The following is a 25,264-nucleotide window of genomic DNA, read 5'->3' on the forward strand; positions in this document are numbered from 1 at the left end:
GACTATTGGCGTGAAAAGACCACTGACGAGTGCTCAGCGTCCGTTTCGTGCCATTACCCCTTCGCTAGCGCCCAGAGCGAGCCACCTGACCTTCGCGCTGGTGGGCCGCTGCTGTCGCCGAACCGTTGACGATATCCAGCGAGGTGAGTGCGGACGCCGCTGACGGCACGGAAGCCGAGGCAGCGGTGTTCGACGCCGAGCTCTTGGCATCGCCCTGTTTGCCATTGCTGCCAGCAATGGCAGCTGCGTTCTTCACTCCGGGCAGAGTCATGAAATCGGTGTTTTCCAGATAGTGCTTGCCTGCGGTGATGTCGTATTGGATGAGCTTGTAGTCGTTGAGCATCTGCTTGGTGGGTGCGTCGAAGCTGCGCGCGTCCATGGGATTGCCCTGCGCATCCAGATAAATGGTCTGCCCGGCGGGAATGCGCGACCAGCCTTGGATCTTGTTGACCACAGGAGGCTCCATAGCGCTGATCTTGCCATGCAGGAGCGTCAGGAAGGCGATGTACGGCGAAACCTTGGCATTCATATGCTCCGCGGTCTGGGCCATGAAGAAGTTCGGCGAGGAGTAGGCGCTGTCGTTGAGCTTGGTGCCGGACGAGGCCGAGGCCTGATTCGACCAGATGAAGTAGTCCGTCTCATGCAACGCTATGGAATTGGCGGAGTTGGCCCCCGCCGTCGTGTAGATGCCCGGCAGATGGTCGCCGTAGAACATGACCGTGATGGGCCGGTTCTCACTGTCCAGCGACGAAAGGAAGTCGCTTGTGGAGGCATCCGTGAGGCTCATGCCCTTGGCGTAGGTCTGTATCGCCATGGTCTCATCGCTGCCCAAAGCGGGCGCGCCCTGCCCAGGTGTCGCGACGAACTGATTGTTGTTGTACCAGTTGCTGTACGGCATATGGTTCTGCATGGTGACCAGTTGCACGAAACGGTTGCCCGGCGCGTTCTGCATCCAGTCGGTGACATCCGAGTAGGCCGCGTTGTCGCCTGCGTACGGGCTTGTGTCGATCGGCTTGGAGTTCTTGATGAATTCCGGTCCGCTGCGCGTGTAGAAATGTGGGAATCCGAATTTCTGATAGTTCGTGGACCGTGAGTACATCGATGCCTCATACGGATGGAAGGCGACGGAGTCCTTGCCGCCGTCCCATAGCTGGTTGACGGACGGAGTCCATTGCAGCTTGGGAATCAGCTGCTGATACGGGCTGGTGAGCGAAGAATCGAAGTTAGCCATGCTTAAGCCCGTAAGCGCCTGGAACTCGAGATTCGCCGTGCCGCCGCCGTAGCCGGAGGACAGCATGAGGCCGCTCGTGGTCGTGTCTTTGAGGGAGCGAATGAAGGGCATGGGATCCTCATTGAGATTCAGGCCCGGCACGCGCAGCGGATCGGAGAAGGATTCGGATAGGACGAAGACCACGCTGCTGTCAGTGAGATTCGCAGTGCGCGTGGCGTTGATCGTCTTCGCCTGCGCCTCATAGCGTTTGAGCACGCCCTGCATCGTGGCCTCGCTGTACCCCGCAGGCTCGTCCATAATCTTAGGATTGAGCTGCCGGGAGAAGGCAAGCAGCGTGCCGTTGCGCTGGGAGTCATAGACCGAATCCCACATCGAAGGAATATCGCCCATGCGCTCAGCCAAGGAGTTCGCCCAGCTGCCGACCGTGCCGACTGCGGAAACGAACATCGCCACGACGAGTCCGGGCACCAGAACGCCCACGATCCGCGCTGCAGCACCGGCCTTCCCGCTGCCGCGATGCTCGATGATCTTGCCCTTGCGCAAGTCGAAATGATTGGCCAGCACGCACAGCGCAATGAAGACGAGCATGCCAATCGTGACGTTGATGATTATTCCTGTTGAGCCGGAGGGCAGGAAGGTGGCGATATCACCGGCATTGGAATTCAGGAAGTCAAAGTCGGTGGGCAGCAGAGCTTCGTAGCGCGACTGCACTTTGAAGCGCTCGACAAGCGAGAAAATCATCCATGCCGTCATCACGACCGGCGTAGCAACCCAGAAACGGTTGATCAGAAACAGGACAGCCAGATATACCAAAGCCAGCAGCGCCAGATTCAGGACGAAGACGTAGCGCTGCTGCGTCCACATCTTCACGATGAAATCCCATAGGCCGGCCAGCGGCTCAGGCAGCGCGGAACCAGTGGTGGATACGGACACTCCCCATTGCATCATGCCGACACCGACGATGCTGAAGAGCAGGAAGAGCACAGCGTATGTCCACGACGAGAAGCGCGTCGCTCCAGCAGGCACGGATGCGCCGCTGCCTTTTTTCGTGTTGTCGCTGCCGTGCCCGTCCTGCTCGCCGCTGTTCTCGAAGCCGTCCTCGCTACCGTCCACGGCAGCGTCCACAGCATCATTCACACGGGGATTCTTGTCCGCGTCGTGCTGCGTATCAGCATCGTTGCGCGGCTCCTGCGCGAAGGCATCATCGTGCGCATGCTGCTCCTCGTTGCCGTGCTTCTGAACGGATTGCAGACCCTCGACATCACTCATTCGGCTGCCGTTTCCTTCCTGTGCATCTGTGTACTCCAATGCATGGTATTCCAATGCGTGGTATTCCAAGCGTGTGCGCCCGCATATGCATGCTGGACGCGAGCCGTGCTCACGCCATTGCTGCCATTCGTGTCATCGTCGTCATAGTCATCATCACCGGTATGCCCGATACCTTCGTTGCGGTGGCGCTGAAAATTGCACATACCGCACGATTGTCCCCGACCTGCACGACATAGGAATGACATCGGAGATCACTGAATCCTGGCTGTATGAATGCGGTGCACACGCATGAGGCGCCCCGGGTGACTTCCCGGGGCGCCTCATATGCAACGCTTATATCGCTGCCGTTTACGAACTACTCGCCTGCCTCGCGCACGGCCTCTTTGACGTCGTTCTTCGCTTCAGTCGCCTTCTTCTCGGCTTCAGCCCCAGCGACATTGACATTCGCCTTCACCTCGTCGAATGCGTCAGCGGCCTTGTCCTTGAGATCCTTGGTTGAATCGGCAATCTTGTCGCCGGCGTCCTTTGCGAAATCCTTTGCGTCATCCAGTATTCCCATGATTCCTCCTTTGGTCACAACCTCGTTGATAGCAGTTTCCTAGTAATCGTTCCCTGCCACCATGCAACGCTTACGCATCCTTGTGCATCAGTGGCCTGGAACTGGCGTACCAGTCGAATTTCCCGACCTTCACGATATGCATTACGATAGCCAACAAACGACGTTCGCGCAGCCTTCAGCCATGCTTATGTGCTGCCAGCGTACAGTGGTGAAGACCTTGTGCGGATGGGAATAAACGAGGTGGATACTGAGGATACTGAGCTTCCGCTAGCTCCTCACCAGCCCCCTACCGGCCTCTCACTAGCGCTGCGCCAGGTCAGGATGCTGCCATTGCCCGGTGTCGGCAAGCGCGGGCCCGTGGTTGTAATCGACCAGACGCCAGCGCAGCTCGCCATCTGATGCCGCACAAGGGACCAGTCTGGCCCAGTGGGCATTGCGCATCGAGATGACTCCGATGAAATCCGCATCGACTTTGTCCAAGCGAAGCATGACCTGCAGAGTCTGCGCGATCCACGCCCCATGCGAGAAAACGAATAGGTCGGCGTTCTCGCCGGCCTCGGCAGACCAGTCCAGCAGAGCAGCGGCGCCGCGTGCGCCGACATGCTGCTTGCTTTCCGCGCCGTGCCTCAGCTCGCCGCCGGTCATCTGCACCCATGAGCGGTAGTCCTCGGGGAATTGCTGCGCCAGCTCCTTGGCGGACATGCCTTCCCATTCGCCGAAGTTGCGCTCCCGCACGCGCTGATCGGTGTGCACTTCAAGGCCGAGCGAATCGGCGAAGGCGTGCGCCGTCTGGCGGGCACGGCCCAGGTCGGAGCTGACGACGAAGCGGCTGTCGGCACCCGTCTCAGGCTGGACGTAAAGCTGCTGCAGCGCCTGCGCCGTTTGGCGCACCTGCCACTGGCCTACCTCGTCGAGCGGAATGTCGATCTGGCCTTGGATGCGATTGGCGGCATTGTACGCAGTGCGGCCATGGCGCACCAGCGTAATCGAGCGGACATGCTGTGTCTCAGGCATTTCATCCCTTTCTCGTAGCGGGCGCGGCGACATGTGTGGCGAAAGCCCTAGTGACTGGTAGTCCTAGTCTTGAGCCTCGCGCATTTCGGGCGCATCGTTCGTATCGTTCGCTTCCTGCGGCGTGGCAGGCAGCTCAAGATCAATCTGCGGGCAGTCCTTCCATAGCCGTTCAAGGCCATAGTAGGCGCGGGCCTCCTCATGCATGATATGCACGACGAAATCTCCGTAGTCGAGCAGCACCCATTGCGCCTCGGCGAGTCCTTCGCGCTCACGCGGCTGCAGCTTCTCGGCATGCAGATAGAGATCCTTTTCGATCTCCTGTCCCACGCCCAGCACCTGCCGCTCGTTCGAGGCGGTGACGATGAGCATGATCTCGGTGATGCCGAGCAGATTGCTCACGTCGAAGGCGACGATATCCGTGGCCTTCAAGCGGTCTGCAGCTGCTGCGGCGATGCGCACGGCCGCGATGGTATTGGATTGTGCGCTCATGCCGCCACCGTTTCTGTTGTCTGTGCTGCCTGTACTGACTGTACTGATTGTGTCGTTCCCACTGATTTCCTTAATCTTCGCAAGTTGCGTCGTTACCGCAAGTCGCGTCGTTCCTGTGATTTGTGCTGTTTTCACTATTATTCTCGTTCCCAGCTTGGCTTCCAGCCTTCGACGATATGCTGCGTGTTCTCCGAGTAGACCATCGCGCCGTCCGGCGTCTCATGGCGCACGACCGAGCCGGCGCCCGTAGTGACATCGTCGCCCACTTCGACCGGCGCGACGAAGAGATTGCCCGCGCCCACATGGACGTTCGAGCCGATGCGGGTGTGGTGCTTGTGCACGCCGTCGTAATTGGCAGTGATGGTGCCGCCGCCGATATTCGTATGCTCGCCCAGGTCGGCGTCGCCCACATAGCTCAGGTGCGGCACCTTGGTGCCTGCGCCGATATGCGCCTTCTTCATCTCGACGTACGCGCCGGCCTTCGAGTCTGCGCCGAGGTCGTTGCCCGGGCGCAGGTAGGTCCACGGGCCGATGTTCGCGGATGCGCCGATATGCGATTCCTGCACTCGCGAACGCTCCACGGTAGCGCCCTCGTCAATGGTCGCGTCGATAAGCGTCGTATACGGGCCAATGACGGCGTTTTCGTGCACGACGGTATGGCCCTGCAGGAAGCAGCCGGGCAGCACGGTCACGTCAGCGTCCAGCGTCACCTCGTCTTCAATCCAGGTCGTCTGTGGATCGAGTATCGTCACGCCCCGGCGCATCCAGTCCTCGCAGATACGGACGTTGTGCTGCCGGGCGAGCGAAGCCAGTTGCACGCGGTCGTTGACGCCTTCCACGCTCAATGGATCCGTGGCCTCGTAGGCGCCAACCCGGCCATGCCCGCGCGCGACTTCCAGCGCGTCGGTCAGGTAGAACTCGCCCTGCGCGTTGCTGTCGTCAAGGCCTGCGACAGCTTGCGTCAGCACGGCGGCATCGAAGACGTAGACCGAGGTGTTCACCTCGTGCACCGCCAGCTCGCTGCGGTTGGCGTCCTTCTGCTCGACTACGCGCAGCACGCCACCGTCGTTGCCGCGGATGATGCGGCCGTAGCCGGTCGGGTCCGCAAGCGTCGTGGTGAGCACCGTGGCATCGTTGCCGCTCTGCGCATGGAAGTCAAGCAGGCTGCGCAGGGTTTCGGCGTCAAGCAGCGGCATATCCGAGGCGGCGATGAGCACCGGTCCCGAAAGCGGCCCGTTGGCATTGAGCTGGTCCATCGCGCATTGCACGGCGCGTCCGGTGCCGGGCACGTCGTCCTGCATGACGATTTCGACATCCGCGTTGTAGTCCTGCGCCGCCTGCGACACGCGCTGCGCCTGGTAATGCACGACGACGGCGAGCGTGTCGGGGCTTTGCGCGGCGACAGCGGACATGACGCGTTCTAGGAATGTGCGCCCAGCGAATTCGTGCAGCACCTTGGGCTTGGCTGAATGCATGCGCGTGCCTTCTCCGGCGGCGAGAATGATTGCGGCGGACAACACCATATGGTCATATCTCCAATTCTTCGGTTTGCACCCGTAAGAGCACCGGCCCCGAACCGCCGCGCTGTCGCGCGCGTTGCAAGTTCGAGAACCGTAACGTTCCCCCACCTGGATTCGAACCAAGACTAAGGGTTCCAAAGACCCGTGTGCTGCCATTACACCATGGGGGATCAGCAAGGTTAACTTGCCAAGTGATTATTATGCCATACCCCGCGACCTATGACGCGCCGCATGCCGCAACACCGGCAGTGCAACGCACAGGGTCATGCGAACAGGAAGCCCTGCCCGTGATGCTCGGGATAGGTGTCGAAGAGCTCGGCCACCGAGCCGTCCTCGAACACGGCGCGGATGGCGCTGGCCAGCAGCGGGGCGATGGAGAGCACCGTCAGCCCATCCCAGCGCTTGGAATCGTCGATCGGCACCGTGTCGGTGACCACGACTTCGCGCGCGCCGGACTCCTTGAGCCGTTCGATGGCCGGCCCGGAGAAGACGCCGTGCGTGGCGACGACCGTGACCGAGTGCGCGCCGGACTCCTTGAGCACGCTGCATGCGCCAGCTATCGTGCCGGCGGTGTCGATCAGATCGTCGACGAGCACGCAGTCCTTGCCCTCAACGTCGCCGACGATGCGATGGGCGACAGCCTGGTTGGGTCGGGTGATGTCGCGCGTCTTGTGCACGAAGGCGAGCGGGCCGCCACCCAAGCGCTGCGCCCACTGCTCGGCGACGCGGATGCGCCCGGCATCGGGCGAGACCACGGTGACATTGTCGAGCTTGTCGGCGAAGCGGTCGCGAATGTAATCGACCAGCACGGGCATGGCAATGAGATGATCCACCGGGCCGTCGAAGAAGCCCTGCGACTGCGCGGCATGCAAATCCACGCTCATGATGCGGTCGGCACCGGCCGTTTTGAGCAGATCGAAGACCAGGCGGCAGGAGATGGGCTCGCGGCCCAGATGCTTTTTGTCCTGGCGCGAATAGCCTAGCAGCGGGCATACGGCGGTTATGGAGCGAGCGGAGGCGCGCTTGAGCGCGTCGATCATGATGAGCTGCTCCATGATCGACTTGTTGACCGGATTGGCGTGGCTCTGCAGCACGAACACATCGGCACCGCGCACCGATTCGGTGTAGCGCACATACATCTCGCCGTTGGCGAAGTCGTATGCCGTGGTCTCCAGGACGTCGATGCCAAGCTGACTGGCGACGTCGGCAGCCAGCTTGGGGTGCGCCCTGCCGGTAACGAGTATGAGGTTCTTATCGGGCTTGCCTGCGAGGATGGCGCTCACCGTATCTCCAAACGTTGTTCGCTGAAGTGGACTCAACCCATACTAACCGCGTCCGCAGACCGCTCGACACGGTCGACAGGCGCGCAGCGGGGCCTTCATAAGGCTGCTCAGCCTTGGTACAGGCCATGTTTGCCGATGTATTGCACCACGCCGTCCGGCACGAGATACCACACCGGTTCTCCACGCGAGGCACGGCCGCGCACGTCGGTCGAAGAGATGGCCAGCGCGGGGATCTCCAAGGCGTCGACCTTCTTCGAGATCGGGATGGAAGCCGTCTGCGGCTGGGAATATCCGGGCCGGGTGACGGCCACGAAATGCGCCAGATCCCACATGCCGCCGGCGTCCTTCCAATGCAGGATCTCCGCAACGGCGTCGGCCCCGGTGATGAAGTACAGCTCCGCATCGGGGTATTCGGCGTGCAGGTCACGCAGCGTGTCGATGGTGTAAGTGATGCCGGGCCGGTCGATGTCGACCCGCGACACGGTGAACTGGGGGTTGGATGCAGTCGCGATCACCGTCATCAGGTAGCGGTCCTCGGCGTTCGTGACCTGCTTGTCCAGCTTGAATACAGGCCTGCCAGTAGGCACGAAAATGACTTCGTCCAGGTCGTAGACCCACGCGACTTCGGAGGCGGCGACCAAATGGCCGTTGTGAATCGGGTCGAAGGTGCCGCCCATGATGCCGATGCGCGGGCGGTCATGCCGGTTGCCGCGCGTTGATCTCCGAGCGCGGCGGGCGTTGTACTGCGGCAGCGAAAGCTCGGACATGCGGCGTTCTTCGCCAGCCGACGGGCCGGCAGAGCCGCTGCCTGAAGCACCGCCCGAGGCACCGCCTGGGGAATCCACCATATACCGTCTGGGTCTGGATACTCCGCCGCCTGCGCTACGAGTCATGCTGCGCGCCCGTCCATATCGCTGGATTGCCTGGTTTCACGCTGCTCGTCGGCATGCTCGGTCTGCCGCTCGATGCCTTCGGCGCTGGCATCCACGTCCGGGGAGTCGATCTTGCCCATGTCCTCGTTCCATTCCTCCTGCACGACCTTGCTGATCTCGTCAAAGGTCGGCAGCGGGAAGTCCGGCTGGAACAGGCGGCGCACCTGAGCCACGCAATCGGTGATCTGCACCAACGTGTCGCTCATGGCATCAACTTCGCCCTTGCCCTCCTGCGCGGTGAAATCGGCGATATGCTGCTCCATAATCGCCATGAGTTTTCTGACCGTGTCGAATTCATGGCTTTCCAAATCGCGCACTTCGGGCGAATCATTGTCAGGCCAGCCGATGAGCACTGCATCCGCATATTCGAGCGCGGCACGCTGCGAGGCCGAGGCGATGCCGTCCTCGACTTGCACCAGGAACACATAGCGCACGATGCTGAGCCGTTCGGAGGCGATTTTCAACCACAGCCGCTGATCGTTCAAATCGACGCCGCGTTTGACGGCCAGCTGCTCGGAAGCGCTCAGCTCCGCCGTACCCGTATCTGACATACCTGTCATATCGGCCTTATCTGCCTGCGCGTTTGCGATTTCCCCGGTTTCCTCGCCTTCCCCGCTCATTGACGCACCTGCCCGTTGCCGTAGCCGATCCACTTGGTGGTCGTCATCTCCTGCAAGCCCATGGGGCCGCGCGCATGCATCTTCTGCGTGGAGATGCCCAGTTCGGCACCGAAGCCGAACACGCCGCCGTCGGTGAATCTTGTGGAGGCGTTGACCATGACCACCGCCGAATCGATGCGCTCGGTGAACTCCCCCGCCGCGCCGTAATCCTCGGTGAGTATGGATTCGGTATGCCCAGTCGAATGCGCATTGATATGCGCGATCGCCTCGTCCAACGAATCCACGACTTTGACGCCCATGATGAGCGCGAGATACTCCGTGTCCCAGTCCTCGGCGGTTGCGCGTTCCAGCTTGAGCCCCTGAATGTCGCTCTTCGACACAATCTCGTACGAGCGCTCATCGACCCGTAGCGTCACCCCGGCCTGGGCGAGCGCCTGCGCGGCAACCGGCAGGAAAGCCTCGGCGACATCGCGGTGCACGAGCAGCTTCTCCGCCGCATTGCACACGCCGACACGCTGGGTTTTCGCGTTGATGATAATGGGCACGGCCTTGTCCAAATCGGCCGCGCGATCGACATAGATATGCACGTTGCCGGCTCCGGTTTCGATGACCGGAACCTTGGACTGCTCGACCACCGCGCGGATAAGCCCTGCTCCCCCGCGCGGCACCAGCACATCGATATGCCCGCGCGCCTGCATCATCGCCGTGGCGCCCATTCTGCCGAACTCATCGACCGAGGCGACCAGCGCCGCCTCGAAGCCATGCGCCTGCAGCACCTCGCTGACAACCTGCAATGTGGCGGCATTGGTGCGCTGCGCGGCATGCCCGCCCCGCAACAGCACCGCATTGCCCGATTTGAGGCACAGCGAGGCTACATCAACCGTGACGTTCGGACGGGCCTCGTAGATCATGCCCATCACGCCCATCGGCACGCGTATCTGGTTGAGCCGCAGGCCGTTGGGCAGCGTGTAGCCGCGCACCGTCTGGCCCAAAGGGTCCGGCAACGTCGCCACATGGCGCACGCCCAGCGCTGCCGCGCCGACACGTTCGACGTCGAAGCGCAGCCGGTCGAGCTTGCCGGCATCCATGCCCGAATCGAATGCGGCCTGCATGTCCAGCTCATTGGCGGCAGCTATCTCGTCCGCATGCGCGTCCAAAGCGTCGGCAAGGGCTGCGAGCAGTTCGTTTCTCGCTTCGCCATTCGCCCGGCCGAGCGTCGCTTGGGCTTGCGCGGCAGCATCCGCCAGCGCGCAGACCTGCCCGAAGACATGCGCATCCAGCTCATCCGGTTCCCGCTTCGCGCCCGTAGACTGTGCCAACTGTGCAGACTGTGCCGCAGCCTGTGCCGTTGTGGCTTGTGTCGCTATACGCCCGCCTGATTGTGTGCTCTCGCCTGTAGTCATACCCCACAGCGTACCTCAGGATGGTCTGCGTTTCGAGCCGTTTCCTTGAGGCGCTGAAATCACATTGCAATCACACTGCAATCACGAAGTGCGCACATCATGCGATGCTTCTGTCGGCGGTGTTTCTGCAGCAGCATTCCGGCAGCGACGTCTCGATGAACTGCGCATCAATCAGCCGAGCCAGGCTGGACCAAGGGCGAACCAACGACTGGACCAACGCCGGACCAGTGATGCCGCTAAACTGGGAAGACGTTAATCCGATTTCCCAGTTACCAAGGACGAGACGTGAACACCTTCCACAGCACACGCGGGGTCAATGATGCCATCAACGGAGAGGCACTGCGTTCAACGGCGCTGAGCGCAAAGCAGGCCATCCGGCGCGGCTTGGCCGAGGACGGCGGCCTGTTCGTCACCGATGCGCTGGGCGAGCGAACGGTTGATGTGGCAGCGCTGGTCGGCAAGTCCTATCAGGAGATCGCCGCCGCCGTGCTCGGCGCGCTGCTTGACGACTTCGACGAGGACGAACTCGCGCAGTGCATCGCCGAGGCGTACGGCTCGCAGTGGTCCGATGCAGCAATCACGCCGCTCAAGCCCTTGGGCGACGATTACGTGCTGGAACTGTTCAACGGCCCCACCTGCGCCTTCAAGGATGTGGCGCTGCAAATTCTGCCGCGTTTCATGGCGCGGACCACTCCTGCCGGCGGCGACGCCCAAGAGAAGATCATGATTCTGACCGCCACCTCGGGCGACACGGGCAAGGCGGCACTCGCCGGGTTCGCTGACGCGCCGGGAACCGGCATCACGGTCTTCTACCCCGAAGGCAAGGTCAGCGAGATCCAGCAGCTGCAGATGACCACGCAGGCCGGCTCCAATGTGAACGTCTGCGCGGTGCGCGGCAATTTCGATGATGCGCAGAGCGCCGTCAAGGAGCTGTTCTCCGACACGGAGCTGTCTCAAGAACTCGGGCAGGAGCATCATGTGGTGCTCTCCTCCGCGAATTCCATCAACGTCGGCAGGCTCGTGCCGCAGGTCGTGTACTACTTCTCGGCCTACGTGCAGCTGGTCGAGCGCGGCGCGATAACGCTGGGCGATGGCGTGGAATTCTGCGTGCCGACCGGCAACTTCGGCGACGTGCTCGCCGGATATTATGCCAAGCTGCTGGGCCTGCCGGTCAAGCATCTCATCGTCGCTAGCGACAAGAACAACGTCCTCTTCGACTTCCTGACAACTGGAACATACAACCGTCAGCGGCCGTTCTATCAGACGATTTCGCCCTCGATGGACATTCTCGTCTCTTCGAATCTCGAACGCATGCTCTATTACATGGCCGACAAGGATCCGCGACTGATTCAAATGCTCATGAGCGACCTCAAGGAGTGGGGCGCGTTCGAAGTACCCGAACCGCTGCTGGCCAAGATCCGCACGCTTTTCGGCACCGGCTGGGCCGACGAAAGCCAGGTGCGCGAGGCAATTCACGACTGCTGGGAGAGCAACAACTACGTTATTGATCCGCACACCGCCTGCGGCTACTTCGTCATGCAGCGCATGCCGCGCGACCCGGCAGTGCCGCGCGTGCTGCTGAGCACCGCCAGCCCGTATAAGTTCCCCCGCGTCGTCGATGAATCGCTTGGTCTCGACGCCTCCGGCAGCGACTTCGACTGCATGGACACGCTTGCCGCCGCCACCGGAACAGTCGCGCCGAAATCCCTGCGCGACCTAGAGCACGCCCAGCCCCGCTTCGACGGTGCCATCGACATCGACGCCATGCGCGACGCCGTCAAGGATGCTGCTGCCAAGCTATGAATAGCTGGGTGAGTCTTATGCGCCTTGCCGTCGTGCCCGCTCGGCTCTCACGGAGCCGATGAGAGCGTTGAGGTCATCTTCGTTGCTAAGGCCCGCCTCGTCAGCGGCACCGGCAAAGGCATTCTGTGCCTGGCTCAGCGCATCGAGGTTGGAGCTTCGCAGCGCTACAGAGCCATCATCCATGCGTACGAACAGCACCTTGTCACCAGCATGTATGCCCACTGCCTCGCGCACATCAGCAGGAATGGTGATTTGGCCCTTGGCTGTGACCTTAGCCATATCAATTACAGCAGTCATAATAATCTCCTTATAAGTAAGGAATTCCTTACTTACATTGTATCGGGGATATATCCAATGAAAACACACTTTCAGCCGCATGCAGAATACGTAAAATCCAAGTAGGACCGTTCGGACCAATCGTCGAGCAGCGCCATCGATGTAACACAGGGGTATAGAGCTCTTATAGTTCCTTGTTGCGATTGATGCGAGTCGAAATTGACAACGAGACAGCGACCACAGCGGCGACAAATGCCACAGCGATAAACACGGTTAGCAGCGTTGAGACGAAGATGCGCGTCGTCAGCCACGCTATGACGGCGGCTATCTGATTTTCGAGCATGAAGCCTCCGACAAGCGCGACGCATATCAGTAGCATGAATATCAGGACGATAATCTGCGCAATTTTCGCGGAGGAGAATTGATACATCAACGGCATCAGGACGGCCTGCGTGACCATGCATGCACCAAAGAGGCCTACCTTAGCTATCAGTGCAGCCTGTGTTATCGCTCCTGTGCCAAACATAGCGAGTAAAAGCACGCAGAGCGCAAATTCAGTTACCGCGATTATGTCCACAATGAATATCAGCAGATAGCGCCCCGCAACTTGAGTATCACGCGAAACTGGCAATATTGCGTTAATTCGCCGATGGTCATTCTGGTCCTCCCGCACGAACATGGTCATCGTGAGAGATGCGGTAACCATTGCTATCTCAGCCATGATCACGCCCATCAGCAAATCCAAAGCCCCCTGTCCGAGCAATTGTCTAAACAGCAGACCGAAGAAGAGAGGAAGCACAGCCAAGGCAATTATGGTCGGAAGACCGTCTGATATCAGCCGCAGAGCGTCTAAACGCATGGTTTTAGTGATACCGTTCATCGCGAATTCTCCTTTATGTTGGTAAGCCTGATGATGTCGTCAATCGACACTGGCTCAATTGCCAGATGCGCGTTGCCGGCTCGCAGCTTCTCTGCAGCAGACACCGACACCAGTGCATCGAAGCCCGTAGCATAATGGTGAGCCCCCAGTGCCCGGCCTTGCAGCAACTCGAACTGCTCCGGACCGCCTTTGACCAGTCGGAAGGAATCTTCGAACTCGTCCTTGGGGCCGCTGTGATACAACCGCCCGCCGGTAATGTAGGTAATGAAGTCGGCAGCGTGCTCGAGGTCGTCTGTGATATGCGTGCTGAAGAGCACGCTGTGCGCCCCGTCTTCGGTGTACTCGTGCAGGATGTCCATCAGCTCGTCCCGGCCGAGCACATCCAAGCCGCTCGTCGGCTCGTCGAGGATTAGCAGTTTCGCGTCGTGGCTCAGCGCCACGGCGAGCATGAGCTTCATCTGCATGCCGCGTGAGAGTTCTTTGACCTTTTTGCGTTCGTTAAGGCCGAATCGACGCAGATAGCTGTCAAACGTCGACTGTTCCTATGCAGCATACATTGGCGCCATTGCCCGCCCGACTTGGCGCACCGTCCACGCTTCGATGAAGTAGTGCGCGTCGAAAACGATGCCAAGCTCATTCTTGATTGCCTCCTCATCACGGATATTGTCCATGCCGAGCACGGATATCGAGCCTGCGTCACGTCGGATCATGTTGAGGATGAGCTTGATGAGCGTGGATTTGCCCGCGCCATTCGGCCCGATCAGCCCCATGATGTAGCCAGCGGGCAGATCGAAGGTTATATCCCTCAACGTAAAGCCCGAATCATAACGTTTCGTAGCGCCATCGATGCTCAGCGCGAGCGGCACTGAACCTTGCACTACGCCTTGCAGCTTATCGACCGTCATGCGCGTTCCTTTCTTCTTCGCCTGCCTCCGCGCCGACCGATGCCGCCCCACCATCGCCTGTAGGCATGGGAGCATCGCGGTAGGCCGCTTCAAGCATGTCGAGCAGATCAAGCAGCGGTACGTCGGCAGCCTTGGCGGCCATGCTGACCTGCAGCAGGCTGTCGGCGATGCGCCGCGATAATTGCTCGCGCATCACCTCGTTGCCGCGCTGCAGCACAAACGTGCCTTTGCCTTGGATATTGCGCACCACGCCCTCGTCCGCCAGCTCGTTATATGCCCGGGTGACGGTGAGCACGGAGATGCGCAGCTCCTTGGCGAGCTTGCGTAGGGAAGGCAGGGCCTCCCCCGGCGCCAGTTCGCCCGAAAGGATGGCGGCGCGTATCTGCTGCTTGATTTGCTCGTAAATCGGTTTGCCGGACACGGATGAGATGATCAGTTTCATCATGTCCTTTCTTGTAGTCTGCTGAATTCAACCATTCGGCAGCACTGTTATGCTGCTTTGCATAACAATATAACAGTTACATCAACTGTGCAAGTCGAGAACATAACAGTTTTGAAAAGGTCATGAATACGTGCCCTGCCCCATCTTTTTGGCACAGCTAGACGCCGTATCGACACGTACTGATTTATTAATAGATACATTTGTGCATCTTATAGGGATGGTATATGCTATCCACCAGCAGGATACATAATTGTATCTTGCAGAAAGAACTGTATATGAAATATGATAAGCTGAACATCAATAGACATATTGCCTTACAGCAATTCCTGAAACGAGTTGCATGATGGGCAAGGAACTCACGAACCCATTCATGGCAACGCCAATTGAGAATCCGCTCGGGTCCGACGAAGTGCGTGCGCCCGCAGAAATCGCGCAGGCTTCCGGCATCATGCTGCAAGGCAGATGGCTTAAATCATTCGCCTTCACGACCGATGTTGCGGTTATTCACAATACCAACGCGGATGCGATTCTGGCGGTATATCCGTTCACTGGCCAGCCGGTCATCAACCAGGCTATCTTGTCGGTGGCCCAGGCTCCAGTATTCATTGGAGTTGGCGGAGGAACTACCGCAGGGCCGCGTGTGCTTGAACTGGCTATGTTCGCCGAAATGCAAGGAGCGGCCGGCGTGGTTCTGAACTCGCCAATTGACGCGGAAACTGTCAGCAGGGTCGCAGCCATCGTGCACGTTCCCGTCGTGGCCACGGTAACCGGGTGGAATAGTATGGTGGGGCGGAAGATCGACGCCGGAGCCCGCATCATCAACGTTGCTGCAGGCAAAGATACCCCGGAAGTGGTCGCCCGCATCAAAGAGCTATACCCCAGCATTCCGTTGATTGCCAGCTCCGGAGGCTCACCGGAATCAATCCGGTCCACCATGAACGCAGGAGCCAACGCGCTTTCATGGACTCCTCCGAGCGTGGAGAACCTGCAGAAGGAAATGATGCGACATTATCGCAAAGGCGAATCCGCCCATGGCAACAAGGCTACAGATTCTTCCCCGACGCACCGCATGAGCGGCGATAGCGCACATGCCTTCCCTGACACACATGACGTCATAGACACACATACAACCCACGAGCCCCGGCATAAACTCCGCAATCAGATCGATATCGACGAATGTTAGCAGCGCGAGATGGTTTATTCATCCCTACTGTTTACCGACGATAGCGTCTTCGGCCTTTTCGAGAGGCTTCTCATAGACCGTTTATCATGATTCATTCGAATGGTGCGTCAATGCGTATGTCCAGATTATTTTCCGAATGGGATAATTGTCCGTCTATTGGTATCCGTCCACTTTTCGCGGCGCCCAAACGAGTTCGTCGGCAACGCAAGCATGAAAGCGGCAGCGATCATGCCAACAAAAGGTACGAATGCTATGAAGAAAAAGAATCCTGATCTTCCAATATCATGGAAACGGTGCCATACCAACGACAGTTGGGCAACAAGCAACACGAGTTGGATCAGCCATACAACGGTTGAGACCACCGCCCCAGGCATCGAAAAGAACGGTTCTTCACCGCTTCCCACCACCACTTGCCACAACTCGGTAAGCACTAGGTTGACGACGAGCAGCATCAACTGGACCCACCAGAATTCTGATCGAGAAGCATAGCCCCGGAAGCGAAGCGCCTTCTGCACGAAACGAGTCACGGCTTGCCGAAAAGAGGCACCGTACCACGCTTCGGTTATCAACGGCTTCACAGAGTTGACTCGTCGTTTCCATTGCGAGCCGCTTTGTCGCCAGTTCTCATTTTGCTGTGGTGCCTTATACGACACGATTTGCCATCCTGTTCAAGGTTCGCATGGCGACTTGCATCGTCATTCCGATGGAGACACCCGAATTGTTTAGATGCATGAATGTATCTCCAAATCGAGATGGTAACCCCTTCCTGTAAGATACGCAAGTGAGTCTTGAAGGAGGCAGACATGGAAACCCGAGCACCCACGACACGGCGACGCCATGGTTCGGATTTGGAGGGAGACATTCTCGATGCGGCGTGGCGACAAATTCTCGAACAAGGGCTTGACAGTCTGACATTCGAGTCAGTGGCTGCTCGCGCTCGCACATCTCGCCCGGTGCTCTACCGACGTTGGCCGACACGCGAGGAACTCGCGGCCGCAGCGTTACGCCGTCAGCTCTCCGCGCACAATCTATCTCTCCCCGATACCGGTTCGTTGCGAGGCGATGTCATCGCGCTTCTTCATGAGGCGCTCGACAGTAAAATCAGTGTGGCTTCGCTGGTTGCAGCGATGGGAGTTTTTCCTGAACGGCACCCTACACGTTTCGCGACGTTACGCGACCAAGTTCTCGCCCACGGAACTCCTGTTATGACCATCCTGCTCAGCAGAGAGCGCGAGCGCGGGGAGCTGTCGGTCGATATTCCCAAATGCGTCGCCGATCTTCCCCTGCGCTTGCTGAGGGACGAAATTCTCATTGCCGGACGACACGTCGATGACGACGCCATAACGTCCATCGTCGACGATATTTTTCTTCCGCTCATCCGTGCATACCAGCACGGACTACATTACGGTGGCAACACAATGTCCTCTCCTGAAGCTGGCACGCATCAGGCAGATATACGCATGGACTCGAGTCCACAGAGCGAGAATCGAACAAGACCATGACCACACTGCTGCTCGCCATCATCGCAGTGCTTGTCGTCACCGCAGCGGCCGATCTGCTCTCCGACAAAATCAGGATTGCCGCGCCCATTTTGCTGCTCGTGCTCGGTGCCGGTGTCGCGCTGATTCCGAACATGCCCCACATCGAAGCCATGCCCGAGTTTGTGCTTACGGTGATTCTGCCGCCGCTGCTGTACTCCTCCGCCGTCAACATGTCGGTCTCCGAATTCCGCCGCAATCTCCTGCCCATCGGCGTGCTCGCCATCGTTCTTGTGGCGCTCTCCTCCGCCGCTATAGGATTCGCTGTCAACCTGCTGGCCCCCGGCGTCGGCATCGCCGCCTGCATCGCCCTCGGGGCCATCGTCAGCCCTACTGACGCCGTGGCTACGGCCATCGTGAAGAAGGCTGGCGTCTCGCAACGAGTCGTGACGATTCTGGAAGGCGAAGGGCTGGTCAACGACGCCACGGCACTGGTGATTCTCAGTTCCGCAGTCGGCGCGATGACCAGCCGAATCAGTGCCGGGCATGTCGTGCTCGACTTCGTTATCGCCGTGGTGGGGGCCGTCGTGATTGGCTGGCTTGTGGGCCGCGTGATGATCTGGCTGCGCTCAAAGATCAACAGCGCCACGCCTGACACCGTGCTTTCGCTGGCCACGCCTTTCGTCGCCTTTCTGCCAGCCGAGTATCTGCACAGTTCAGGCTTGGTGGCGGCAGTCATAGCCGGACTGGTTGCCAGTCATCGCGGTCCGCGATTGCTCACGCCGACGCAGCGCATGTCGAGCAAAACGACATGGGATTCCCTGATGATGATTCTGGAGTCGTCGGTCTTTCTGCTTATGGGCCTGGAACTCACCTCGGTCGTCAGCGATCTCGAAGGGGATTCCTTCGGCTGGCGCTTGGCGCTCAGCGTCGCTGCCATCACACTGGTGCTTACTCTCATCTTGCGTGCCGCCGTGACTATGCCATTGCTCAGCGTGTTAGCGCGCTGGTCTGAGCGCAGGGCGCGTTTCAAGTCTCGCCTGCAACATGCCTCGGAAAAAGTCGGTGCAGCGCTCGATCTGGAAAGCGCGCTGTCACAGCAGGAATCGCAGCAGACCAATGCGACCCACCAAGGGCGGCGTGAACGGTTTCAGCGACGACTCACGCGGCTGGTCTCAGATTTGGACTATCACACCGATCACCCTTTGGGGTCACGCGAAGGAAGCGTCATGGTCTGGGCCGGAATGCGCGGAAGCATCACGTTAGCCGCAGCCCAGACATTGCCCTTGGGCACCGCGCACAGGTCATTCCTCATCTTCGTCGCCTTCCTGGTCGCCGCCGCATCGCTGCTCATCCAAGGAACCACCTTGAACCAGGTCGTCCGGCTCGTCAAACCCGCGCGAACCGTCGGAGTCAGCCGCGACGAGCATGATGCGATTCGCCAGCTCATACGCCACGCCGCCCGCGCGGTGCATCCGCCCGAGTCCATCTGTAATCTGCTGGTCAAGTTCAACATCGACGTGACGAACAAGGACGCCGATAGGGACCAGATCCGCAGGGCAGCAATGGCGCTGGCACGCCAGCAGTTCGAAGCGATGCGGAATTATTCAGACGACGGCGATAATGACGCGGATTCGGAACCCGGCCAACTTCCGCTCGGTTCTATGCAGGACCGCCGCCGTCTCGCCGAGATCTCCTACGATTATGCGTTGGATATCATCGTCGCGCAAAGGACGGCCCTGCTCAACGCCAACGACGCCGGGCTGTTCTCACCCGAGGGCATCGGTGAGGCGCTGGACATCCTCGACGCCGATCAGCTGTCCCTAGAAACACGGGCCATCTCGCTAAACTGATACGGCGAAATCAGGCCCTTACAGCACCGCCGGCGCATCGGAGAAATCGAAGAGCACGCCATCCGCGATGCCGCAGATCGAGTCCCAATCCATGTTGGACGAGTCGTCATGCATCGCCCAGACCTTCATATCGGCCGATTTGGCCGAGCGTATGCCTTCAAGCAAATCCTCGAACACCGTGCAGTCGGCGGGTGGAACGCCAAGTCTGCGAGCCGCGAGCAAATACACATCAGGGCGGTCCTTGCCCACGTCTCCTGCGTCGTCGACGCTGCACAGCACGTCGAAATACTGGGCGATGCCGACATGCTCCATCGCCGGCTCACGAAGCTCAGGCGGCAGCGAAGTCGCCACCGCAAGCCTGGCACCGGAGTCTTTGAGCGCTTGCAGGTATTCCGCCGCATGCGGCTTGGCCTCCACGACGCTGGAATAGGCGGTCTGCGCCATCGCGTTCCATTCGTTCATCAGCTCCTGCGGGCTGTCGCGCAGGCCGAATCGCGCGATGGTGTATTCGGCGATCTGCTGAAACTGCATCGCGCTGACCTTGGACATATAGTCACCTGGCACCTCGAACCCGCGCCGATGCAGAAAATCGATATCAATCTGATCCCAGACGCCCATCGAATCGAGCAGCGTGCCGTCCAAATCGAAGATGGCACCTTTGCCTGCGTTGACGCTGTTCGCACCTGCTTTGCTGCGTTGCTGAGCCATAATTTCCCCGTTCTTTGATGTAACTGCCTTCGATGCGTTTGTCTTCGATGCGCTGTCACATCGATTATCGCCACGGCAAGTACATATTTCCGCAGCACTTGCTGCCCGAATTATATGCTCCCCACGTCATTGGCCGCTTGAGGCAAGGAGTTCGCGGGCGTGGTTCAACGATGCCGCCGATTCGCTGCCGGAGAGCATGCGCGCTATCTCGCGCACCCGAGCCTCGCCATGCACCGCACTCACGCCTGTGGCGACAACGGGAACCGCTCCCCCGTCGCCTGTGTCCCCGCTGCCTTCGACGGTATCAGCAGTGCCGATTTCCTTGGCTACGACAAATTGCGCGTCGGCCCACGAGGCGACCTGCGCCAGATGGGTCACGACGATGACCTGAGCATGCCTGGCGAGCCTTGCCAAACGGCGGCCAAGTTCTACCGCAGCTTTGCCGCCGACACCGGCATCCACCTCGTCGAAGATGAAGGTCATCTCGGAGCGGTCACCGCGCTTGTCTGCCGCAGCCAGCTCCAAGGCGAGCATCAAGCGGCTGAGCTCGCCGCCCGAAGCGCTTTTGCCCATCGGCAGCTGCGCCGAACCGGGAAATGGCGTGAATAGGAATTCGATGTCGTCGCGCCCGTGGGCATCCAGCGGACCGGTATCAGAGTCTTGCCCATGCTGCGTCTGCCGAGTCGCCAACGAACGATGTGCTGCCGAGCGCTGCGCCGCTGAATCCTTTGTCGTCTTCGCTGCTGGCGCGCCGGCATGCGCTGCAGCCGCACGCTGCGTGACCTGAATATCGAGCCGGGCACCGGCCATCGCCAGCGACCCCAGCTCCTCGCTCACCGTCTTCGACAACTGCTTGGCGGCGGCGCTCCGCGCCCGGCTCAAGGCCTCGGCGGCCTGCAACGCCTTGCGATAGGCCGTACCACGCCGCGCTTCAAGCTCTTCAAGCTTCTCTGGCGAAGCGTCCATATCCTCCATATCGAGCACGGCCTGATCGCGCCATGCGATAACATCCTCCACACTCGGCCCCCAGCGGCGGGTAAGCTCGCCCAATTCATGAATGCGCGCGTTGAGCGAATCAAGATCGTCCACGTCCTCGTCGGCGTCGAGCTGACTGGACAGTGTGAAAACCACGTCTGCGATATCCGCGGTAATCGACGCCAGCCGGTCAGCAGCCTCTTCGAACGGCCCGGAGGCATGAATCGCCCGCAGCGACTGCTGGGCCTGCTCAATCAGGCCTGCCGCGCCTGGACCCTCTGCATCCACATCGATCTGCGAGGAATCAAGGGCTGCCAAGGCCTGACCCACCCCGCGCGTGATGTCAGCCGCGTTCTCGATGTGCGAACGCTTGGCCTTCAGTTCCTCATCCTCGCTCGGATGCGGGTCTACCGCGTTGATCCGCTCGATGGATTCGCGCAGATAGTCGGCACGCTGACGCACCGAGGCCTCCTGGGACTTGAGAGCGCTCAGCCGTTCGTCCAAGGCGCGCAGCTCGTCCCACGCCGCGCGATATGCGCCACGTTCCTGCTCATCTCCGGCGACCATGTCAAGGAACTCGCGCTGGCGCACGCTCGAAGCGATGCGCAGCTGATCGGCCTGACCGTGAATCGTGACCAGCTGGGCCGCGAGATCGGCCAGCACCGAGCGCGGCACGCTGTGCCCGCACAGCACGGCTCGCGAGCGCCCAGAACTCGGCACCGTGCGCGAAAGGAACAGTTCGCCGTCTTCCGACAGCGAACTTCCGGCATCCTGCGCCACGGCTGCAGCCGCAGAATCGGGAGATGCGGCGAATACACCTTGCGCCCAGGCTTCGCCAGCCTGCGCGGAAACCTGGCCGCTGTCGGCTGAAGCCCCAGAAATCAAGCGGACGGCGTTGAGCAGCATCGACTTGCCGGCGCCGGTCTCGCCGGTTATCGCGGTCATGCCCGGCGAAAAGGCGAGCCTCGCGTGTCGGATGGGGCCGAGCGCACTGATTTCAAGCTCGTTCAGCATCAGCGTTTGCCCGCTTCCGCACAACCGGAAGCCGCATCACCAGCGCCGCCGTTATGAATGCTGCCGTTATGAGCGCTGCCGTCAGTGTGAGCCTTGCCCGCCGCACGATTCGCATGATGGTCCTGATCGCGCCAGCCGACCACCGGCAGATTGAATTTGGAAACCAGCCGGTTGGTGAAGGGAACCCCCGACAGCCGCGCCAGATGGAGCGTATCGCGCGATTCGCGCACCTCGATGCGGGTGCCGCGCGGCAGCTCGCGCTGACGGCGTCCGTCGCAGCAGATCCAGCCTGTGGATGGCGAGTTCTCTAATATGTCCAATGTGAATGTGGATCCCGAGCCGATGATCAGCGGCCGCGCAAACAAGGCGTGCGCCGCTATGGGCACCAGCTGCAGCGCCTTGACATTCGGCCATATCACCGGGCCTCCGGCGGAGAAGGCGTAGGCGGTCGAGCCGGTCGGCGTCGAAATGATCGTGCCGTCGCAGCTGTAGGAGTTCATCGCCACACCGTCCACGCGGACGGCCAAGGAGATCATCTTGCCGCGATCCGCCGTGCCAAGCGTGATGTCGTTGAGCGCCCAGTCGCTTATCGGCTCGCTCGCGCCCGGCAGCCACACATCGGCATGGGCGACCATGCGCTCGTCAATCGAGTAGTCGTGATCGGCGACACGCTGAATAGCCTCGCTCATCTGGAAGCTTTCAAATTCGGCCAGAAAGCCGATATGACCCAGATTCACACCCAGAATCGGCACGTCGGTGCAGTAGATCAGTTCGGCTGCACGCAGAATCGTGCCGTCGCCCCCCAAGACCACGACGATCTCCGTGTCGGCAGCAACGGATTTGGTACTCGTGCCGAACGCCGGCGCCTCGGTGTTGTCCACGATGGTGACAGTGAATCCCGCGTAGTTGAGCTGCTCGATCGCGTCGGATATCACGCCCTGCTCCCGCAGACTGGGGTGGGTGACGACCACCGCATGCCGAGTATCGGCCATGATTGCGCTTCTTTCTCGCTCGAAAACCTCTGGCGACATCCCATACTATAGGAAACATCGAACGCACAGCATACAGTAGGACTGCAATAAGCAGTGGGCGATAAGGAGCATGCGATGTCGCATCCCATCTTCGAGCGCCAAGGCACCGATTCCGCTGGCTTCACCGCCATCGCGCGCCATCGCATGGCTCGTCTCGTTTCGCGCATGTTCTCGCATCCCGGGCGAATGACGATGCTGTATTTCGCGGCGCTTATCGTCGTCGTCACACCGCTGTTGATGACGCCCATCGCCTCGCATGAGAAAGAGCCGACATCGATTTCGATTGCGTTCTTCACTGCGGTTTCGGCGTTGTCGACCTGCGGCATTCCGGTGGTCAACACGACCACGCACTGGACCACCTTCGGTCAGGCCATCATTCTCCTATCGGTCCAGATCGGCGGCGTTGGCGTCATGACCTTCGCCTCGCTCATCGCGCTGGCCGCCAACCGCCATATGCGCGCCTCGCAGCGCCTGCTGACCGCCAGCGAGCTGGGCACGACGAAGCTCGGCGAAGTGCGCGGCGTGCTGCGCGTAGTGGTCGCCACGGCACTGACCATCGAATTCATCACTTTCATAGCCCTGTTCCCCGGCTTGTTGCACATCAACCACGGCGACCTTGTCCAAACGGTGTGGGAGGCGCTGTTCTACGCCGTTTCGTCGTACAACAATGCCGGGTTCACGCCCGATGGCGCGGGGCTGCACATCAATTCGTGGGCGGTGGGGCTGCCCATCATGCTCAGCGCGTTCTGCGGCACGCTGGGCTTCCCGGTGCTGATGAATCTCATGCGGGCGATACGCGGGCACATCCCGCCGCGCAAATGGACGCTGCACACCAAAATCACTCTGGTGATGACCTTCTCCCTGCTCGCCACGTCACTGGTCTGGTTTCTGCTGGTCGAATGGCGCAATCCGTATCTGTTCCGCAACGCCGATTTCGAATCGCGCCTGCGCGGGGCGCTGTCCGCCGCAGTGATGCCGCGCACCTCCGGTTTCGACCCCTCATGGGTGCCGCAGGTGAGCGAGCCGACCAAGGTGTTCATGAGCGCGATGATGTTCATCGGCGGCGGCAGCACCTCGACCGCCGGCGGCATCCGCGTCACCACCTTCGCAGTGGTGCTGCTGATCTGCCGCGCCGCCTTCACCGGCCACAAGGACGTCAATGCCTTCCACCGCCGCCTGCCTACGCGCACCCGGCTGACGGCAGTGAGCGTGGTCACCGCCTGCTTCATGGTCGTGGTCGTCACTTCGATGGCGCTGATGATGGTCACCGGCGCGTCGCTGACCGACGCCCTGTTCGACACCTGCTCGGCCTTCGGGCTGGGCGGCTACTCGGTCGGCGTGGCGCGCGCCGACAACCCGGCGGCATTGATGCTTCTGGCGGCGACGATGATCATCGGGCGGCTGGGGCCGATGACGATTGCCTACGCGATCAACCGGCCGCTCGCGGACGAAGTGGTGCGCTATCCTTGTGAGACGATTGTCGTCGGATAGCCCTTGTGACGACTGCTGGCTGGACTGCCGACGCTGGTGATGGCAATGGCGGCGACGGCTGGCTGAGCTGTCGCCGGGCTGCTCTGTAGACATTCATGCTGACTTCATGCAGGAGGAATCAATGGCGAAAACAAACACAAGCGTTCTAGTCGTAGGGCTGGGGCGCTTCGGGGTGTCTGTGGCCCGCACGCTTGACGCGCTCGGCCAGGATGTGCTGACGGTGGACCGCGATCCCGAACTCGTCAACCGCTGGTCCTCGCAGCTGCCCACCGTGCAGGCGGATATGACCGACGCGGTATCGCTTGAGCAGCTCGGCGCCAAGGACTTCGACACCGCAGTCGTTGCTATCGGCGACAGCGTCGAGTCCTCGGTGATCACTGCTGGCAACCTGCTGGATGTCGGCATCACGGATCTGTGGGCGAAATCCGTCTCCGAAGAGCACGCCCGCATACTCGAACGCATCGGCGTGCGCCACATCATCAACGCGGAAACCGACGCCGGCAAGCGCGTCGCGCACCTCGTCTCCGGCAAATACCTTGACTACATCGAGATCGAAGGCCCGTATTCGGTCGTCAAAGTTCATACTCCGGCCCACGTCGTCGGGGTATCGGTCGCCGATGCGCGTATCAAGGAGCGCTTCGGCATCACTTTGGTTGGTCTCAAGGCCCCCGGCCGGGAATTTGAGTACGGCTCGGATGCGCTGATTATGCATCGCAACGACGAGCTCATCATCATGGGTACGCAGGATGAAATCGACCGTTTCATACGCGGCTGAGGAGGCTTGCGGGGACAAATCCAGGGTGATGTTGTGCATATGACTTTGCATCATGGGAATAAACTCGGTATAAAGAGAGATGGTAGCTTGTCGCAATGAGGCGACAACGCCGCGTGGAAGGGGCACACGG

At 60.4% G+C, this 25,264-nt stretch carries 23 protein-coding genes, 1 tRNA gene and 1 pseudogene; 6 read left to right on the forward strand and 19 right to left on the reverse strand.

Going from position 1 to position 25,264, the window contains the following annotated elements:
- Nucleotides 1-64: 64 nt before the first annotated feature.
- The 11 genes from LKK40_RS03975 to LKK40_RS04025 form a co-directional block, all read right to left on the reverse strand.
- Complete coding sequence (locus LKK40_RS03975; RefSeq protein WP_304309378.1) at nucleotides 65-2,500, reverse strand: LTA synthase family protein; 2,436 nt, start codon at nucleotides 2,498-2,500, stop codon at nucleotides 65-67.
- On the reverse strand, nucleotides 2,497-2,703 hold the full coding sequence (locus tag LKK40_RS03980; protein ID WP_304309380.1) for a hypothetical protein: 207 nt from the start codon (nucleotides 2,701-2,703) through the stop codon (nucleotides 2,497-2,499). The genes LKK40_RS03975 and LKK40_RS03980 overlap by 4 nt, the downstream gene beginning before the upstream one ends.
- Before the next feature lie 152 nt (nucleotides 2,704-2,855).
- Nucleotides 2,856-3,059, reverse strand: coding sequence for a hypothetical protein (locus LKK40_RS03985; protein WP_152581761.1), 204 nt, complete (start codon nucleotides 3,057-3,059; stop codon nucleotides 2,856-2,858).
- Nucleotides 3,060-3,359: 300 nt separating this feature from the next.
- Nucleotides 3,360-4,073, reverse strand: a complete 714-nt coding sequence (locus LKK40_RS03990; protein ID WP_152581760.1) for a histidine phosphatase family protein — start codon at nucleotides 4,071-4,073, stop codon at nucleotides 3,360-3,362.
- A gap of 63 nt (nucleotides 4,074-4,136) precedes the next feature.
- Nucleotides 4,137-4,562, reverse strand: a complete 426-nt coding sequence (gene rsfS / locus LKK40_RS03995; protein ID WP_304309383.1) for a ribosome silencing factor — start codon at nucleotides 4,560-4,562, stop codon at nucleotides 4,137-4,139.
- A 137-nt stretch (nucleotides 4,563-4,699) separates the two neighbouring features.
- Complete coding sequence (gene glmU / locus LKK40_RS04000) at nucleotides 4,700-6,085, reverse strand: bifunctional UDP-N-acetylglucosamine diphosphorylase/glucosamine-1-phosphate N-acetyltransferase GlmU (protein WP_304309385.1); 1,386 nt, start codon at nucleotides 6,083-6,085, stop codon at nucleotides 4,700-4,702.
- A 96-nt stretch (nucleotides 6,086-6,181) separates the two neighbouring features.
- A tRNA-Gln gene (locus tag LKK40_RS04005) sits at nucleotides 6,182-6,252 on the reverse strand.
- A gap of 93 nt (nucleotides 6,253-6,345) precedes the next feature.
- The gene (locus LKK40_RS04010) at nucleotides 6,346-7,365 is read right to left on the reverse strand and encodes a ribose-phosphate diphosphokinase (RefSeq protein ID WP_152581757.1); all 1,020 of its coding nucleotides are present in this window, start codon (nucleotides 7,363-7,365) and stop codon (nucleotides 6,346-6,348) included.
- A 107-nt stretch (nucleotides 7,366-7,472) separates the two neighbouring features.
- Nucleotides 7,473-8,132: a nicotinate-nucleotide adenylyltransferase gene (gene nadD, locus LKK40_RS04015; protein WP_273191937.1), complete on the reverse strand. Its 660-nt coding sequence runs from the start codon at nucleotides 8,130-8,132 to the stop codon at nucleotides 7,473-7,475.
- 122 nt (nucleotides 8,133-8,254) lie between these two features.
- On the reverse strand, nucleotides 8,255-8,848 hold the full coding sequence (locus LKK40_RS04020) for a phosphoribosylglycinamide synthetase (protein ID WP_304309526.1): 594 nt from the start codon (nucleotides 8,846-8,848) through the stop codon (nucleotides 8,255-8,257).
- Nucleotides 8,849-8,913: 65 nt separating this feature from the next.
- Nucleotides 8,914-10,197, reverse strand: a complete 1,284-nt coding sequence (locus LKK40_RS04025) for a glutamate-5-semialdehyde dehydrogenase (protein ID WP_368491386.1) — start codon at nucleotides 10,195-10,197, stop codon at nucleotides 8,914-8,916.
- 408 nt (nucleotides 10,198-10,605) lie between these two features.
- Here LKK40_RS04025 and thrC point away from each other — a divergent pair, with 408 nt between their 5' ends.
- On the forward strand, nucleotides 10,606-12,123 hold the full coding sequence (thrC, locus tag LKK40_RS04030) for a threonine synthase (RefSeq protein ID WP_434735110.1): 1,518 nt from the start codon (nucleotides 10,606-10,608) through the stop codon (nucleotides 12,121-12,123).
- 15 nt (nucleotides 12,124-12,138) lie between these two features.
- Here the strand turns inward: thrC and LKK40_RS04035 are convergent, their stop codons facing one another.
- The 4 genes and pseudogenes from LKK40_RS04035 to LKK40_RS04050 form a co-directional block, all read right to left on the reverse strand.
- On the reverse strand, nucleotides 12,139-12,420 hold the full coding sequence (locus tag LKK40_RS04035; protein WP_304309389.1) for an AbrB/MazE/SpoVT family DNA-binding domain-containing protein: 282 nt from the start codon (nucleotides 12,418-12,420) through the stop codon (nucleotides 12,139-12,141).
- Nucleotides 12,421-12,583: 163 nt separating this feature from the next.
- Entirely contained in the window at nucleotides 12,584-13,279 is a 696-nt protein-coding gene (locus LKK40_RS04040; protein ID WP_304309390.1) for an ABC-2 transporter permease, read from the reverse strand.
- Nucleotides 13,276-14,184 (reverse strand): annotated as a pseudogene (locus tag LKK40_RS04045) (ABC transporter ATP-binding protein). The gene LKK40_RS04040 and the pseudogene LKK40_RS04045 overlap by 4 nt, the downstream one beginning before the upstream one ends.
- Nucleotides 14,171-14,626, reverse strand: a complete 456-nt coding sequence (locus tag LKK40_RS04050; RefSeq protein ID WP_304309529.1) for a GntR family transcriptional regulator — start codon at nucleotides 14,624-14,626, stop codon at nucleotides 14,171-14,173. Before LKK40_RS04050 ends, LKK40_RS04045 begins: the two are co-directional and overlap by 14 nt.
- A gap of 370 nt (nucleotides 14,627-14,996) precedes the next feature.
- Between LKK40_RS04050 and LKK40_RS04055 the strand changes: the two genes are divergently transcribed.
- Nucleotides 14,997-15,809, forward strand: a complete 813-nt coding sequence (locus LKK40_RS04055) for a dioxygenase (RefSeq protein ID WP_304309391.1) — start codon at nucleotides 14,997-14,999, stop codon at nucleotides 15,807-15,809.
- 125 nt (nucleotides 15,810-15,934) lie between these two features.
- Here LKK40_RS04055 and LKK40_RS04060 read toward each other — a convergent pair whose 3' ends face one another.
- A complete protein-coding gene (locus tag LKK40_RS04060; protein ID WP_304309392.1) occupies nucleotides 15,935-16,462 on the reverse strand; it encodes a DUF805 domain-containing protein in 528 nt (175 codons plus the stop codon).
- 150 nt (nucleotides 16,463-16,612) lie between these two features.
- Here LKK40_RS04060 and LKK40_RS04065 point away from each other — a divergent pair, with 150 nt between their 5' ends.
- Complete coding sequence (locus LKK40_RS04065) at nucleotides 16,613-17,311, forward strand: TetR/AcrR family transcriptional regulator (RefSeq protein WP_304309394.1); 699 nt, start codon at nucleotides 16,613-16,615, stop codon at nucleotides 17,309-17,311.
- On the forward strand, nucleotides 17,308-19,140 hold the full coding sequence (locus LKK40_RS04070; RefSeq protein WP_304309395.1) for a cation:proton antiporter: 1,833 nt from the start codon (nucleotides 17,308-17,310) through the stop codon (nucleotides 19,138-19,140). The genes LKK40_RS04065 and LKK40_RS04070 overlap by 4 nt, the downstream gene beginning before the upstream one ends.
- A gap of 18 nt (nucleotides 19,141-19,158) precedes the next feature.
- On the opposite strand, the gene LKK40_RS04075 is transcribed toward LKK40_RS04070, so the two are convergent.
- From LKK40_RS04075 to LKK40_RS04085, 3 genes are all read right to left on the reverse strand, one after another.
- Nucleotides 19,159-19,848, reverse strand: coding sequence for an HAD family hydrolase (locus LKK40_RS04075; RefSeq protein WP_304309397.1), 690 nt, complete (start codon nucleotides 19,846-19,848; stop codon nucleotides 19,159-19,161).
- A 126-nt stretch (nucleotides 19,849-19,974) separates the two neighbouring features.
- Nucleotides 19,975-21,837, reverse strand: coding sequence for a DNA repair protein RecN (recN, locus tag LKK40_RS04080; RefSeq protein ID WP_304309398.1), 1,863 nt, complete (start codon nucleotides 21,835-21,837; stop codon nucleotides 19,975-19,977).
- Nucleotides 21,837-22,829 carry an NAD kinase gene (locus tag LKK40_RS04085; protein ID WP_304309399.1) on the reverse strand — a complete coding sequence of 331 codons (993 nt, stop codon included), beginning with the start codon at nucleotides 22,827-22,829 and terminating at the stop codon, nucleotides 21,837-21,839. The genes recN and LKK40_RS04085 overlap by 1 nt, the downstream gene beginning before the upstream one ends.
- A 114-nt stretch (nucleotides 22,830-22,943) precedes the next feature.
- Here LKK40_RS04085 and LKK40_RS04090 point away from each other — a divergent pair, with 114 nt between their 5' ends.
- Together LKK40_RS04090 and LKK40_RS04095 are read left to right on the forward strand one after the other, a co-directional pair.
- A complete protein-coding gene (locus LKK40_RS04090; RefSeq protein ID WP_304309401.1) occupies nucleotides 22,944-24,359 on the forward strand; it encodes a TrkH family potassium uptake protein in 1,416 nt (471 codons plus the stop codon).
- 121 nt (nucleotides 24,360-24,480) lie between these two features.
- Nucleotides 24,481-25,134: a potassium channel family protein gene (locus LKK40_RS04095; protein ID WP_304309402.1), complete on the forward strand. Its 654-nt coding sequence runs from the start codon at nucleotides 24,481-24,483 to the stop codon at nucleotides 25,132-25,134.
- Nucleotides 25,135-25,264: the final 130 nt, after the last annotated feature.

The organism is Bifidobacterium tibiigranuli (assembly GCF_022655035.1).
Taxonomy (GTDB): Bacteria; Actinomycetota; Actinomycetes; order Actinomycetales; family Bifidobacteriaceae; genus Bifidobacterium; species Bifidobacterium tibiigranuli_A.